The organism is Streptomyces sp. NPDC039480 (assembly GCF_055597165.1).
Window position 1 is genome coordinate 452,401 of the sequence record NZ_JBVITX010000007.1, and the last position, 14,179, is coordinate 466,579.

A 14,179-nucleotide genomic window follows, 5' to 3' on the forward strand; every position below is an offset into this window, starting at 1 on the left:
TCCTGCGGCCCTGGGGGGGGGGCTCGGTGCGCTACAGGAGTTTTGTGTAGCAGCGGCTCAAGTCGTCGAAGCGGTAGTAGCCGAACTTTTCGTCGGCGGGGGTGTAGCCGCTGGAGGTGTAGAGGGCTATCGCCTCCGGCTGCTTCGTGCCTGTTTCCAGGACCATGCGGGTGCGGCCCGCCGCCTTCGCGTCGGTCTCGAGCGCCGCGAGGATGCGGCGGGCGAGGCCCAGGCCCCGGGCCTCCGGGGTGACGTACATGCGCTTCAGCTCGGCGTCGCCGTCCCGGTAGTTCTCCTCGTTCCGGTCCATGCCGCGCCAGCCGCCCGTGGCCAGGGCGGTGCCCTCGTCGTCGTACGCGATGAGGTAGAGGCCGCGTGGGGGCTCGAACATCGTGGGGTCGAGGGGAGTGAGGTCCCCGTCGTCGCCGTAGCGCTCCGCGTATTCGAGCTGGACGCGGTCGTTGAGGCGGACGGCGTCCGGGTGCGCGAAGGTGACCGTGCGCAGGTGGATGGGGGCAGGGGTGGTGGCGGCCGTGGTGGTGCCGGGCTGGGCGGGGATGTGGGTGGCGGTGTCGCGGGCCTGGATATTCATGCGCTCCATCGTACTTCTATGCGTATCGGATGGGAGTGGTGTCGTCCAGTGTGCCGGTATCGTGCCGGGATGCTCACTGTGACCAGCGTGAATGTGAACGGCCTGCGCGCCGCCGCCAAGAAGGGCTTCGTGGAGTGGCTCGCCGGGACCTCGGCCGACGTGCTCTGCCTCCAGGAGGTGCGCGCCGAGGCGCATCAGCTGCCGGACGAGGTGCGGGCCCCCGAGGGCTGGCACGTCGTGCACGCGCCCGCGGCCGCCAAGGGCCGCGCCGGTGTCTCGCTGTACACGCGCCGTGAGCCGGACCGGGTGCGGGTCGGCTTCGGGTCCGACGAGTTCGACGGCAGTGGGCGGTATGTCGAGGCGGATCTGCCCGGTGTCACCGTGGCCAGCCTGTATCTGCCCTCCGGCGAGGTCGGCACGGAGCGGCAGGACGAGAAGGTCCGGTTCATGAAGGAGTTCCTCGACTACCTGAAGGAGCTCAAGGCGCGGGCCGCCGCCGAGGGGCGGCACGTCGTCGTGTGCGGCGACTGGAACATCGCCCACCAGGAGGCCGACCTCAAGAACTGGAAGGGCAACAAGAAGAACTCCGGGTTCCTGCCCGAGGAGCGCGCCTGGATGGACGAGGTCTTCGCGGAGTACGAGGACGTCGTACGGGCCCAGCACCCGGGCGTCGAGGGCCCCTACTCGTGGTGGTCCTACCGCGGGCGCGCCTTCGACAACGACACGGGCTGGCGCATCGACTACCAGGTCGCGACGGCCGGGCTCGCCGAGCGCGCGGTGAAGGCGTACGTGGAGCGGGCCGCGACCCACGCCGAGCGGTGGAGCGACCACGCGCCCGTGACGGTGGTCTACGACCTGTAGGTCGGCCCTCGATCCGCGCATCCCCGGGGCATGGGAAGGGCCATAGGGGGGCCATAGGAGTGGCCGGTGGCGGGGCGTGGGCGCAAAGTCCGGCAGAAGGCTGTCCCTCGCCCGCCCGGCATGGCAGATTGCGGTCGCGTACATGACCAACTGCCCAGCTGCCGGGGGGACTTCATGTCGGCCGTGCCCAGAGCTGCGTCCAGAGCTGCGTCCACATCCGCCACGCCATCGAGACGTGCCGTCGTGCTGGGGGCGGCGGGTGCCGGGATCGCGGCGGCCCTGCCCGCCACCCGGGCGTACGCGAAGGGCGGCGGTGGCGGGGTGCGGGTGCCCGCCGGTACGCCGCCCGTCCTGCTGACCGAGCAGGCGAGCAGGCGCCTCCTCGTCCTCGACCCGCGGCGCCGCGTCTGGGACCCGGCCCTCGATCCGTCCGTCGTGCGCTGGCAGTTCTCGCCGCTCGGCGACCCGCGCTACAAGGATCTGCGGCCCGACGAGAGCTGGGTGTACCCGTGCGAGGCGAAGGTGCGGGTGCACCGGAAGCGTACGTACGTGCTGACGACGGCGTCGTTCGGCTTCGTGGCCGTCGTCGAACACCCCTCGGGCCGGCGGTACTGGGGTGCGGCGCTCGGGCCCGGGGACGATCTGTTCAACCCGCACAGCGCCGAGATCCTGCCCGACGGCAATGTGGCCGTCGCGTGCAGCACGGGCGCGCTGGTGCGGCTGTACGCGGCGTCGCGGGGGCCCCGGGCCACGCGGTACGCGGAGGCGACGCTCAAGGGCGCGCACGGGCTGCACTGGGACGGCGCGCGTCGGGTGCTGTGGGCCATCGGTGACGACGAGTTGGTGTCGTACGCGGTGGGCGGCACGGCCGGGCGGCCCACGCTGACGCGGACGTACGCGGTGGGCCTGCCGGTCGGGACGCCGGGCCGGACGCCCGGCGGGCACGACCTCTTCCCCGTGGCGGGGCGGCCGGGGCGGCTGTGGGTGACGACCAGCGCGGCCGTATTCCAGTACGAGCCGGACAGCGGCGCCTTCCTGCGAGACTTCGCCGGGGCCGAGGAGATCTCCCGCAAGTCCGTCAAGGCCGTCGGCGACGATCCGCGCACCGGGCAGGTCCTGACCACCGTGCCGGAGAGCGGGCTCGACGAGACCTGGTGGACCACGACGGTGAGCGTGCACCGGCCCCCGAGCAGCTACAAGCTCGTCAACGGCGGTATCTATAAAGCGCGTTGGTGGCTGCCCCGCTGAACCCGTAACAACCGGCCCGCCGGTCAGGACCACTGGCCCGCCGGTCAGGGCTTCTTGAGGCGCCTGTCCAGGGCCATGGACAGCTCGGCCTCCACCACGCTCTTGGCGAGCGGCCGCAGCTGCTCGATGTCGACCTCCGCGGTCTCGGGCGTGTGGGTGCGCATGACCGTGATGAACAACTCCGCGAGCGCGTCCGCGTGTTCGCGCACGCGCTGGCCCGCCTCCAGGACCGCCGCGAGGGGCACCCCCTTGCGTACCAGCGTGGACGAGGCGTCGAGCAGGCGGCGGCTGATGTGGACCAGTTCGTCGCCGTCGGTGCCGAGGTAGCCGAGGTCCAGGGCGGCGACGAGGTTCTCCGGGGTGACCTCGCCCGCGAAGTGGTCGGCCAGCTCCTCGGGGGTGAGGCGGACCGGCTGCTCCTCGGTCGGCTCACCGAGGCCGAGGAGTTCGCCGACGTCGCGGCCCTTCTCGAAGGCGTCGGCGAGTTCGGCGATGCCGTTGAGGGTGTGGCCGCGCTCCAGGAGGGCGGCGATGGTGCGGAGTCTGGCCAGGTGGTGCTCGTCGTACCAGGCGATGCGGCCCTCGCGGCGCGGTGGCGGGATGAGGCCGCGCTCGCGGTAGAAGCGGACGGTGCGCACGGTGATGCCGGCCGCCTCGGCCAGCTCCGCCATGCGGTACTCGCGTACGTCCCCGGATCCGCTGTCACGTTCGTCTGCCACAGGGGAAGCCTATGCCGTGCCCCGGCAGGGGCGCGGGGGACTGCGCGCTCGGCCCCCGCCGAGGCGCCGGTCGCGTCTGCCGCGGCGGGTTCCACCGCGAGTGCGGCTTGTCGTCGGTTGCTCGCGCAATTCCCCGCGCCCCTGATGGGGGCACGGGTCAGTCGACCGTGCTCGACCCCTACCCATGAGTACGGAACTGCCCTACTCTCCAATTGCGCCAGTATCCACTGGCACGGTTCGCGAACTTCCGGGAGGCGGCGGAATGGCAGAGCACGAGCACGTACGAGTGGCGGTGGTCGGTTCCGGGTTCGGCGGCCTCGGCGCGGCCGTGCGGCTGCGCCGCGAAGGCATCACCGACTTCGTCGTCCTGGAGCGGGCCGGCGCGGTGGGCGGCACCTGGCGCGACAACAGCTATCCGGGCTGCGCCTGCGACGTGCCCTCGCACCTGTACTCGTTCTCCTTCGCGCCCAACCCGGACTGGCCGCGCACCTTCTCCGGCCAGGAGCACATCCGGGAGTACCTGGAGCACGTCGCCGACACCTTCCGGCTCCGCCCGCACATCCGCCTCGACACCGAGGTGAAGCTGATGAGCTGGGACGCCGACCGGCTGCGCTGGACGATCGAGACCAGCAACGGCACCTACACCGCCGATGTCGTCGTTTCCGCCACCGGGCCGCTCTCCGACCCCAAGACCCCCGACGTCCCGGGCATCGACACCTTCCCCGGCAAGGTCTTCCACTCCGCCCGCTGGGACCACGACTACGACCTGCGCGGCAAGCGCGTCGCGATGATCGGCACCGGCGCCTCCGCCATCCAGATCGTGCCGGAGATCCAGAAGCAGGTCGGCAGGCTCACGCTCTTCCAGCGCACGCCCCCGTGGGTGATGCCGCGCGCCGACCGTGCCATCACCGGCGCCGAGCGCTGGCTGCACAAGCAGCTGCCGTTCACCACGCAGGCCCGGCGCGGCCTTCTGTGGGGCATCAGGGAGTTGCAGGTCCAGGCGTTCACCAAGCGGCCGAACGAGCTCGGCATGGTGGAGCAGCTCGCCAAGCGCAACATGTACCGGGCCATCAAGGACCCGGCGCTGCGGGCCAAGCTGACCCCCACGTACCGCATCGGCTGCAAGCGCATCCTGCTCTCCAACACCTACTACCCGGCGCTCGCCAAGCCGAATGTCGACGTCGTCGCCAGCGGTCTGACCGAGGTGCGCGGCAACACCGTCGTCGCCGCGGACGGCACGGAGGCCGAGGTCGACGCGATCGTCTTCGGCACCGGCTTCCACGTCACGGACATGCCGATCGCCGAGCGCGTGGTGGGCGACGAGGGCCAGACCCTCATGGAGAGCTGGAAGGGCGGGATGAACGCGCTGCGCGGCGCGACCGCGGCCGGCTTCCCCAACTGGATGACGATCATCGGCCCGAACACCGGGCTCGGCAACTCCTCCATGATCCTGATGATCGAGTCGCAGCTGAACTACATGGCCGACTACCTGCGGCAGTTGGACCTCCTCGGCGGCCGCGCCGCCCTCGCCGCCAGGACCGACTCCGTGAGCGCCTGGAACCGCCGGGTGCAGGAGCGGATGAAGCGCACCGTGTGGAACACCGGCGGCTGCAACAGCTGGTACCTCGACGAGAACGGCGTCAACACCACGGTCTGGCCGGGTACGACCACCGAGTTCCGGGCGGCGACGCGACGGGTCGACCTCTCCGAGTACGAGGTGCTGCGGGAGCCGAGGGCGCTGAAGGCCGTGCCCGACACCGGCGCCGAGAAGGTCGAGGCCGGAGCATGAGCCGACTGACCCATGTGCGGGACGGGCTCTACGCGCCGCCCGCCCCCGCACGCGAACTGACCGCCGTCTCCGCCGACGGGGCCCGCGTCCACGTCGAGGTGCACGGCCCCGAGGGAGCGCCCGCCGTGGTGCTCGCCCACGGCTGGACCTGCTCGACCGCCTTCTGGGCCGCGCAGATCCGCGAACTCCGCGCCGGTCACCGCGTCATCGCGTACGACCAGCGGGGGCACGGGCGCAGTGACGCGCCCGGGGCCGCCGACGGCTACAGCACGCGGGCGCTCGCCGACGACCTCGAAGCGGTCCTGGCGGCGACACTCGCGCCGGGCGAGAAGGCCGTGCTCGTGGGGCACTCCATGGGCGGCATGACCATCATGGCGGCGGGCGGCAGGGACAAGGTCCGCGAGCACGCGGCGGCCGTCCTGCTGTGCAGCACGGGGAGTTCGGCCCTGGTCGCCGAGTCGCTGGTGGTGCCGCTGCTGCGGGCCGGGCGGGCGCGGACCCGCGTCACGCGGTCGGTGCTCGGCTCGCGCGCGCCGCTCGGGCCCGTCACGCCGCTGGCCAAGCGCGTCCTCAAGTACGCGACGATGGGCCCCGGCGCGTCACCGGAGAAGGTGGAGGCCTGCGCGCGGATCGTGCACGCGTGCCCGCGGGACGTGCGGTACGGCTGGTCGCACGTCCTCGACGCCCTGCAACTGGACGTCGAAGTGGGCGAGTTGAGGGCGCCCACCGCCGTCATCGCCGGCACGGTCGACCGGCTCACGCCCGTCGTGCACGCGCGGCGGATCGCGGCGGCGCTGCCCGAGTGCCTGGGGCTCACCGAGCTGACCGGGGTCGGACACATGACGCCCATCGAGGCACCCGAGGCGGTCACCGCGCGGATCGCGGAGCTCGTCGGAACGTACGTACAGGTCGAGCAGGGCACGCCGGTCGAGCAGGTCGAGCCGGCCAAGCCGATCAAGGAGGACGCATGAGCAGGGTCAGCCTGGAGGGACAGGTCGCGGTCGTCACGGGGGCGGCGCGCGGCGTCGGTGAGCTGCTCGCGCGCAAGCTGTCGGCGCGCGGCGCGCGGGTCGCGCTCGTCGGCCTGGAACCGGACGAGCTGAAGCAGGTGTCGGAGCGGCTGCACACCGAGTCGGCGCACTGGCACGCCGACGTCACCGATCACGCGGCGATGGCGCGGGTCGCGCAGGAGGTCAAGGAGCACTTCGGCAAGGTCGACATCGTCGTCGCCAACGCGGGCGTGGCCGGCGGCGGGCCCTTCATGGAGTCCGACCCGGACGCGTGGCGCCGCGTCATCGAGGTCAACCTCATCGGCAGCGCGGTGACCGGACGGGCCTTCCTGCCCGTCCTCATGGAGAGCCGCGGCTATCTGCTGCAGATCGCCTCGCTCGCCGCGATCACCCCGGCGCCGATGATGACGGCGTACTGCGCGTCGAAGTCGGGCGTCGAGGCGTACGCGCACGCGCTGCGGGCCGAGGTCGGCTACAAGGGCGTCAAGGTGGGAGTCGGCTATCTGTCCTGGACCGACACGGACATGGTGCGGGGCGCCGACCAGGACGAGGTGATGCGGGAGTTGCGGCAGCGGCTGCCGTGGCCGTCCAACAAGACGTATCCGCTGGGTCCTGCCGTGGACCGGATCGTGGCGGGCATCGAGCGGCGCTCCAGCCATGTGTACGCGCAGTGGTGGCTGCGGGGCATGCAGGGCGTCCGCGGTTATCTGCCCGCGGTCATCGGCTCGGTCGGCCAGCGCGAGATGCGGCGCTTCGAGCCGCGGCTCGGCAGTGTGTCGACCGGTCTGGTCGGCGCGGGCGGCTCGGCGGACGAACGGGAGCGCGCCGCCGGTTGAGCCGGCGTCGCGCGGTCGTAAGCAGCGCGGAGGCCGTACGCAGCGCAGAGGCCCCCGGCGTCCCGGGGGCCTCCTCGCACGAGTTGCACGTCAGGCGTCAGACGTCAGACGTCAGGCTTCGTAGTCGCGGTCGAACTTGTCCCGCTGCTCCTGCGCGGCGTCACGGGCCTGGTCCGGCGCCTGCGAGGACCGCTCACTCGCCTCGTCCTGGGCCTGCGAGGCGCGGTCGCGCGCCTGGTCGCTCTTGTCGCCCATGGAGCTCTTGGCCTTGTTGGCGAGGTCCTGAGCCTTGTCCTGGAACTGGTCCTTCATGCCCATGCGATTCACTCCCGTAGTTGGGTGGGGGGATGGGGCCTCGATCAGATTTACATGGGCGGGCATTCTTCGCATTTCGATCATGTGGCCAGGTCAGGAGTGTGGTCACGGCCGGGGCGGTCGCGGCGGCAGGGGCGGCCTGCTGCGGTCCGGCACGTCCGAGTAGTCGGGGGGCGCGACCGCCGGATTCCGCTCCAGGAGGTCGAGCGCGAGCCGTACCGCGTCGTCGAGTTGGGCGTGCCGGCCCTCCGCCCAGTCCAGCGGCGTCCGCAGGACGTCGAGGTCCGGGGGTACGCCGTGGTTCTCCACGCCCCACCCGTACGCGTCGAACCAGCCCGCGTTCATCGGCACCGTGATCACCGTGCCGTCGCCGAGCGCGTGCCGTCCGGTCATGCCGACCACGCCGCCCCAGGTGCGCTGGCCGACGACCGGGCCGAGCCCGAGCAGCTTGAAGGCCGCCGTGATCATGTCGCCGTCCGAGGACGTCGCCTCGTCCGCGAGGGCCACCACCGGGCCGCGGGGCGCGTTCGACGCGTACGAGACCGGCTCGGCGTTCCGTGTCAGGTCCCAGCCGAGGATCTTGCGCGTCAGCTTCTCCACGACGAGTTCGCTGATGTGGCCGCCCGCGTTGCCGCGCACGTCGACGATCAGGGCGGGCCGGGACATCTCCATGCGCAGGTCCCGGTTGAACTGGGCCCAGCCGGAGCCGCCCATGTCGGGGATGTGCAGGTAGCCGCACTTGCCGTCGCTCAACTCGCGGACCACCTCGCGGCGTTTGGCCACCCAGTCCTGGTAGCGCAGGGGCCGTTCGTTGACGAGGGGGACGATCGCGACCCGGCGGGCCGGGCCCTCGCCCTCCGCGGGTTCGAAGGTGAGCTCGACGGTCGTGCCGCCCGCCGCCGCGAGGAGGGGGAAGGGGCCGGTGACAGGGTCGACCGGGCGGCCGTCGATGTGGGTGAGGATCGCGCCTTCCCTGATGCCGGACCCGGCCAGCGGCGAGCGCGCCTTGGAGTCGGAGGACTCGCCGGGCAGGATCCGCTTGACCATCCACCCGCCGTCCCGGTGCACGAGGTTGGCGCCGAGCAGGCCCATGGCGCGCTGGTAGTGCGGCGGGCCCTCGTTGCGGCGGGCGGCGGAGACGTACGCGTGCGAGGTGCCCAGCTCGCCGAGGACCTCGCGGAGCAGGTCGGCGAACTCGTCGGGGGACGCGACGCGTTCGACCAGCGGCCGGTACTGCGCGAGCACCCCGTCCCAGTCGATGCCCGACATCCCCGGGTCCCAGAAGTAGGCGCGGATGATCCGGCCCGCCTCCTCGTAGGCCTGGCGCCACTCGGCGGCCGGGTCGACCTCGTGCAGGATGCGGCGCAGGTCGATCCAGACGGTGGTGTCGACGTCGCCCGTCTCGGTGGCGGGCACGGCGCTCAGGTCGCCCTCGTCGACGACCACGAGCCGCGAGCCGTCGCCGCTCAGCGCGAACCAGTCGAGGTGGTCGACGAGCTGGGACTTCTTGGCCTTGGCGATGTTGAAGTACTCGAGGGTGGGGCGGCCCGAGGTGTCGGCCGGGTTGACGAAGGTCTCGCCGAGCGCGCCCGAGATCGGCCAGCGCAGCCAGACCAGGCCGCCGCCGCTGACGGGCTGGAGCGCCGAGTACTTCGACGCGGCGACGGGGAACGGCGTGACCCGCGCCGCGAGCCCCTCGACCTCCACCGTCGTGGTGCCGTCACCCCCGGCGCCGTCGGCCGGGTCGAGGCCACCCGCCACCGGCCGCCCGTCGGGCAGCAGCGCGAAGGGGGACGGGGTCGCGGAGGAGAGCGGTACGAGGTAGGGGCGGCAGCCGAGGGGGAAGGACAGGTCGCCGGTGTGCACGTCGTAGACGGGGTCGAAGCCGCGCCAGGAGAGGAAGGCGAGATAGCGGCCGTCGCGGGTGAAGACGGGGTTCTCGTCCTCGAAACGGCCGTTGGTGACGTCGACGATCGTGCGGGGGCCCGGCCCGGCGATGCGGGCCAGCTTGATCTGCCGCAGGGAGCGGCCGATGCCGGGGTGCGACCAGGTAAGCCAACAGCCGTCGGGCGAGAAGGCGAGATCGCGCACGGGCCCATTGACAGACCGAATCAACTCGGTGACCCGGCCGCCCGAGCTGCCCGACCCGCCCGAGCCGCCCGGCCCGCCCGAGCCGCCTGAGCCGTCCGAGCTCCGCGAGCTTCCCGAGCCCTCCGAGTCCGCCGCGTCCTCCGAGCTCCGGGAGCTTCCCGCGTCCTCCGAGCTCCGGGAGCTTCCCGAGCTCTCCGAGCTCCGGGAGCTCTCCGAGCTCCCCAAGCCCCCCGAGTCCGCCGCGTCCTCCGACGTGTCGACCAGGAGCAGTCGGCCGTCGTTCGATGCGATGGCGAGGCGTTCACCGTCGCGGTCGGCGACCATCTCCTGGACGCGGCCGAGCCGCCCGCTCGCCAGCCTGCGCGGTTCGCGCGCGCCGCTGGCCCGCGGCAGATAGGCGATCTCGATGGCGTCCTCGCCCTCGGCGTCGGTGACGTAGGCGACCTGTCCGCCGGTGCCGAGCATCTCGGGGAGGCGGACCCGCACGCCCGGGGTGTCGGCGATGGTGCGGGCCGGGCCGTCCCGGTGGGTGAGCCAGTAGAGCGAGCCGCGGACGACGACGGCGCTCGCCCGGCCCGTCGCGTCCACGGAGAGCGCGTCGAGGTGCTGCGCGGCCGGCACCTGATAGACCCGCCGGCCGGCGCGCGGCCCGCCGAGCCGCACGTCGAGGCGGCGCGGCACGGAATCCGCCGCGAGGTCGTCGACCAGCCAGATGTCGCCCGCGCACTGGTAGACGACGCGGGTGCCGTCACTGGCCGCGTGCCGGGCGTAGAAGGCGTCGTGGTCGGTGTGGCGCCGCAGGTCGGAGCCGTCGGGCAGGCAGGAGTAGAGGTTGCCGATGCCTTCGTGGTCGGAGAGGAAGGCGATGCGCCCGGCGACGAACATGGGTGAGTCGAGGTGCCCGTCGAGGTCGGCGAGGATCTGCTCGCCGTGCATCCACAGGCGGCCCGTCGCACCGCCCCGGTACCGCTTCCAGGCGGCGGGCTCGTGCGGCGGCTTGCCGGTGAGGAGCAGCGTCTTGCGGTCGCAGTCGCTGTCGGCGAGGGAGTCGGTGATCGCGATGTCCCAGACCGGTCCCCAGGGCAGCTTGCCGCCCGGGGAGCCGTCGAGGGGCACGCTGTAGGCCCAGCACAGGTGCGAGAAGGGCTCGCCGTGCGAGGACACGGCGAGGATGTCGCCGTCGGGGGACCAGCCGCAGACCCGGGTGTCGGTGCTGCCCCAGTAGGTCAGCCGGCGCGAGGGCCCGCCGCCCACCGGCGCGAGATGGATCTCCGGGTCGAGGCTGCGCCACGTCGTGTACGCGATGTGGCGGCCGTCCGGTGAGAAGCGGGGATGGCTCACCTTGGTCCGGTCGACGGTGAGCCGCCAGGCCCGTCCCGCGGGGGTGCCCGCGGGGGAGAGGGGGGCCACCCACAGATCGTCCTCGGCGGCGAAGCAGAGGCGGTCGCCGCTGAGGTGCGGAAAACGCAGGTAGGCCTGGTCGGCGTGGTCGTCCTGGGCATCGTCGCGCGCGTCGGTCACCTGTCCATGCTTTTCCGCTCCGGGGGCCGCGGCAACTTCTGCCGGGGAGGAAAGTCGCGCGTGACGCAGCACACGTACGAAACGGTTTCGTTTCGTTAGGTGAGGGGCGTACAGTCATGGCGTACTCAGACGTACGAAACCGTTTCGTACGAGGTAGTTACGCACCGGGCGATCCGGGCACCCGGAGGAGGTGGAGATCATGACGGAGACGGCGACGCCACGACGCAGCCGGATCACCCCCGAGCGAGAGGCCGAGCTGTACGAGGCCGTGCTCGACCTGCTCCGCGAGGTCGGCTACGACGCCCTCACCATGGACGCCGTCGCCGCCCGCACCCGCTCCAGCAAGGCCACCCTCTACCGCCAGTGGGGGAGCAAGCCGGAGCTGGTCGCCAAGGCGCTGCGGCACAACAAGCCGACGTCCCTGGCGGACATCGACACCGGGTCGCTGCGCGGCGACCTGTACGAGATGGTGGCCCGCTCGGACGACTGCCAGATGGAGAAGGACGCCGCGCTGATGCGGGGCCTGTTCCATGCCGTGCACGACAACCCCGAACTCCACCAGGCGCTGCGGAACCTGCTCATCGAGCCGGAGCTCACCGGCCTCAACGACCTGTTGCGCAGAGCCGTGGACCGCGGCGAGATCGCCGCGGACAATCCGGCGCTGAAGTTCGCCGTCCACATGCTGGTCGGCGCCTTCGTGGCCCGGGACCTCATCGAGGACCGCCCGGTCGACCGCGACTTCCTCGCCTCCTACATCGACGCCGTGATCCTCCCCGCCCTCGGCGTCTGACCCTCCCCACCCCCCTGCACCTGACGTCACCGCTCACGTCGTCGGGCTGATCCCCCCTGCCCACATCCGGACACACGACCTGACCGGGAGTACGCCCTCGTGGCCACTTTCCTCTACAAACTCGGCAAACTCGCCTTCCGGCGACGCCACTTCGTCGCCCTCATATGGGTGGCGCTCCTGACGCTCGCCGGCGTCGGCGCGGCCTCCGCGCCCACCGCCGCCTCCAGCAGCTTCTCCATACCCGGCACGGAGGCCCAGAAGGCCTTCGACCTGCTGGAGAAGCGGGCCCCCGAGGCCAGCGCGGACGGGGCGAGCGCCCGCGTCGTCTTCAAGGCGCCGGACGGCGAGAAGGTCACCGACAAGGCCAACAAGGCCGAGATCGAGAAGACCGTCGCGGCCATCAAGTCGGGCTCGGACCAGGTGGCCCGCGCCGACAGCCCCTTCGCGACCAAGACGGTCAGCAAGGACGGCTCCACGGCGTACTCCGCGGTCTCGTACAAGGTCACCTCGATGGAGCTGTCCGACGACGACCGCGAGGCGCTGGAGAAGACCACCGACGACGCGCGCGAGTCCGGGCTGACGGTCGAGGTCGGCGGTGACGCGCTGCAGGCCATGCCGGAGACCGGGTCCACGGAGATCATCGGCATCGCGGTAGCCGCGGTCGTCCTCGTCATCACCTTCGGCTCGCTGATCGCGGCCGGACTGCCGCTGATCACCGCGCTGATCGGCGTCGGCATCGGCGTCTCGTCGATCACCGCGCTCGCCGACGCGCTCGACCTCGGCACCACCACCTCGACGCTCGCCATGATGATCGGCCTCGCGGTCGGCATCGACTACGCGCTCTTCATCGTCTCGCGCTTCCGCGGTGAACTCGCCGAAGGACGCGACCGCGAGGAGGCGGCCGGCCGGGCCGTCGGCACCGCGGGCTCGGCGGTCGTCTTCGCCGGACTCACCGTGGTCATCGCGCTGGTCGGCCTCGCCGTCGTCAACATCCCGATGCTCACCAAGATGGGCTTCGCCGCGGCCGGCACGGTCGTCATCGCCGTCCTCATCGCGCTCACGCTCATCCCGGCGCTGCTCGGTTACGCGGGCAGGCGCGTCCTTCCCATGGGGGAGAAGAGCAGGCTGTTCGGCGGCGGCAGGAAGAAGGCCGCGGGCGCCTCCGGCGAGGCGAAGGAGAAGGAGAAGGCGAAGGATCAGGCGAAGGAGAACATGGGCACGCGGTGGGCCCGCTTCGTGGTCCGCCGCCCGGTCGCCGTGCTGCTCGTCGGCATCGTGGGCCTCGGCGCCGCGGCCGTCCCGGTCTCGCAGCTGGAGCTCGGCCTGCCGGACGACGGCGCACAGCCGACGTCCACGACGCAGCGCAAGGCGTACGACCTGGTCTCGGACGGCTTCGGCCCCGGTTTCAACGGTCCGCTGATGGTCGTCGGCGACCTGAAGGGCGCCGAGGACCCCGCGGCGGCCGCCGGTGAGATCAAGAAGACGATCTCCAAGCTCGACGACGTCCTGACCGTCGCCGCGCCGATGTTCAACAAGGACAAGGACACCGCGATCATCAGCGTCGTGCCGTCCTCCAAGCCGAGCGGCATCGAGACCGAGGACCTGGTCCACTCGATCCGCGACACCGGCGCGCAGATCAAGTCCGACTCCGGCGCCGAGATCATGGTCACCGGCACCACGGCCATGAACATCGACGTCTCCCAGAAGCTCAACGACGCGCTGTTGCCCTATCTGGCACTGGTCGTGGGCCTCGCCTTCCTGCTCCTGATCGTCGTCTTCCGCTCGATCCTGGTCCCGCTCAAGGCGGCCCTCGGCTTCCTGCTCTCGGTCCTCGCGGCCCTCGGCGCGGTCGTCGCTGTCTTCCAGTGGGGCTGGCTCGGCTCGCTCTTCGGCGTCGAGCAGACCGGACCGATCATGTCGATGATGCCGATCTTCATGGTGGGCGTCGTCTTCGGCCTCGCGATGGACTACGAGGTGTTCCTCGTGACGCGGATGCGGGAGGCGTACGTCCACGGGGAGCGCCCGGCGCAGGCGGTCGTGACCGGGTTCCGGCACGGGGCGCGGGTCGTCTCGGCGGCGGCCGTCATCATGATCGCGGTGTTCGCGGGCTTCATCGGCTCCAGCGAGCAGATGGTGAAGATGATCGGCTTCGGCCTCGCGATCGCGGTCTTCTTCGACGCGTTCGTGGTCCGGATGGCGCTGGTGCCCGCGGTCCTCGCGCTGCTCGGCAAGAAGGCGTGGTGGCTGCCGAAGTGGCTGGACCGCGCGCTGCCGAACGTCGACGTGGAGGGCGAGGGACTGCGCACGGCGGCAGAGAAGGAGGACGCCGAGAGGGAGCTTGCTCGCGTCTGACCGGGTGAGCGGTCGGAATCCGACCGGGTGCGTGGTCAGCGTCTGACCGGGTGCG

At 71.7% G+C, this 14,179-nt stretch carries 11 protein-coding genes; 7 read left to right on the top strand and 4 right to left on the bottom strand.

Going from position 1 to position 14,179, the window contains the following annotated elements; translation table 11 throughout:
- Positions 1–31: 31 nt before the first annotated feature.
- Entirely contained in the window at positions 32–592 is a 561-nt protein-coding gene (locus ACZ56E_RS23985) for a GNAT family N-acetyltransferase (RefSeq protein WP_471217139.1), read from the bottom strand.
- A gap of 69 nt (positions 593–661) precedes the next feature.
- Between ACZ56E_RS23985 and ACZ56E_RS23990 the strand changes: the two genes are divergently transcribed.
- Together ACZ56E_RS23990 and ACZ56E_RS23995 are read left to right on the top strand one after the other, a co-directional pair.
- Positions 662–1,453 carry an exodeoxyribonuclease III gene (locus ACZ56E_RS23990; protein ID WP_468610296.1) on the top strand — a complete coding sequence of 264 codons (792 nt, stop codon included), beginning with the start codon at positions 662–664 and terminating at the stop codon, positions 1,451–1,453.
- 243 nt (positions 1,454–1,696) lie between these two features.
- A complete protein-coding gene (locus ACZ56E_RS23995) occupies positions 1,697–2,701 on the top strand; it encodes a DUF6528 family protein (protein ID WP_471217141.1) in 1,005 nt (334 codons plus the stop codon).
- A 44-nt stretch (positions 2,702–2,745) separates the two neighbouring features.
- On the opposite strand, the gene ACZ56E_RS24000 is transcribed toward ACZ56E_RS23995, so the two are convergent.
- Positions 2,746–3,372 carry a MerR family transcriptional regulator gene (locus ACZ56E_RS24000; RefSeq protein WP_468610624.1) on the bottom strand — a complete coding sequence of 209 codons (627 nt, stop codon included), beginning with the start codon at positions 3,370–3,372 and terminating at the stop codon, positions 2,746–2,748.
- A 310-nt stretch (positions 3,373–3,682) separates the two neighbouring features.
- Here ACZ56E_RS24000 and ACZ56E_RS24005 point away from each other — a divergent pair, with 310 nt between their 5' ends.
- From ACZ56E_RS24005 to ACZ56E_RS24015, 3 genes are read left to right on the top strand one after another with little or no spacing between them, the layout of a single operon-like run.
- On the top strand, positions 3,683–5,209 hold the full coding sequence (locus tag ACZ56E_RS24005; RefSeq protein ID WP_471217143.1) for a flavin-containing monooxygenase: 1,527 nt from the start codon (positions 3,683–3,685) through the stop codon (positions 5,207–5,209).
- Complete coding sequence (locus tag ACZ56E_RS24010; RefSeq protein ID WP_471217145.1) at positions 5,206–6,180, top strand: alpha/beta fold hydrolase; 975 nt, start codon at positions 5,206–5,208, stop codon at positions 6,178–6,180. Before ACZ56E_RS24005 ends, ACZ56E_RS24010 begins: the two co-directional genes overlap by 4 nt.
- Positions 6,177–7,055, top strand: coding sequence for an SDR family oxidoreductase (locus ACZ56E_RS24015; RefSeq protein ID WP_471217146.1), 879 nt, complete (start codon positions 6,177–6,179; stop codon positions 7,053–7,055). Before ACZ56E_RS24010 ends, ACZ56E_RS24015 begins: the two co-directional genes overlap by 4 nt.
- Before the next feature lie 111 nt (positions 7,056–7,166).
- Here the strand turns inward: ACZ56E_RS24015 and ACZ56E_RS24020 are convergent, their stop codons facing one another.
- Both ACZ56E_RS24020 and ACZ56E_RS24025 read right to left on the bottom strand, forming a co-directional pair.
- On the bottom strand, positions 7,167–7,373 hold the full coding sequence (locus ACZ56E_RS24020; protein WP_471217148.1) for a hypothetical protein: 207 nt from the start codon (positions 7,371–7,373) through the stop codon (positions 7,167–7,169).
- Between the two features lie 102 nt (positions 7,374–7,475).
- Entirely contained in the window at positions 7,476–10,982 is a 3,507-nt protein-coding gene (locus tag ACZ56E_RS24025) for a S41 family peptidase (protein WP_471217150.1), read from the bottom strand.
- Positions 10,983–11,181: 199 nt separating this feature from the next.
- Between ACZ56E_RS24025 and ACZ56E_RS24030 the strand changes: the two genes are divergently transcribed.
- Both ACZ56E_RS24030 and ACZ56E_RS24035 read left to right on the top strand, forming a co-directional pair.
- Entirely contained in the window at positions 11,182–11,772 is a 591-nt protein-coding gene (locus tag ACZ56E_RS24030) for a TetR/AcrR family transcriptional regulator (protein WP_471217152.1), read from the top strand.
- Positions 11,773–11,871: 99 nt separating this feature from the next.
- On the top strand, positions 11,872–14,124 hold the full coding sequence (locus tag ACZ56E_RS24035) for an MMPL family transporter (RefSeq protein WP_471217154.1): 2,253 nt from the start codon (positions 11,872–11,874) through the stop codon (positions 14,122–14,124).
- Positions 14,125–14,179 lie beyond the last annotated feature (55 nt).

Bases quoted from the DNA above. Each gene is read 5' to 3' on its own strand.
- ACZ56E_RS23985 (WP_471217139.1), bottom strand. From the start codon at position 592: ATGAATATCCAGGCCCGCGACACCGCCACCCACATCCCCGCCCAGCCC.
- ACZ56E_RS23990 (WP_468610296.1), top strand. From the start codon at position 662: ATGCTCACTGTGACCAGCGTGAATGTGAACGGCCTGCGCGCCGCCGCC.
- ACZ56E_RS24000 (WP_468610624.1), bottom strand. From the start codon at position 3,372: ATGGCGGAGCTGGCCGAGGCGGCCGGCATCACCGTGCGCACCGTCCGC.
- ACZ56E_RS24005 (WP_471217143.1), top strand. From the start codon at position 3,683: ATGGCAGAGCACGAGCACGTACGAGTGGCGGTGGTCGGTTCCGGGTTC.
- ACZ56E_RS24010 (WP_471217145.1), top strand. From the start codon at position 5,206: ATGAGCCGACTGACCCATGTGCGGGACGGGCTCTACGCGCCGCCCGCC.
- ACZ56E_RS24015 (WP_471217146.1), top strand. From the start codon at position 6,177: ATGAGCAGGGTCAGCCTGGAGGGACAGGTCGCGGTCGTCACGGGGGCG.
- ACZ56E_RS24020 (WP_471217148.1), bottom strand. From the start codon at position 7,373: ATGGGCATGAAGGACCAGTTCCAGGACAAGGCTCAGGACCTCGCCAAC.
- ACZ56E_RS24030 (WP_471217152.1), top strand. From the start codon at position 11,182: ATGACGGAGACGGCGACGCCACGACGCAGCCGGATCACCCCCGAGCGA.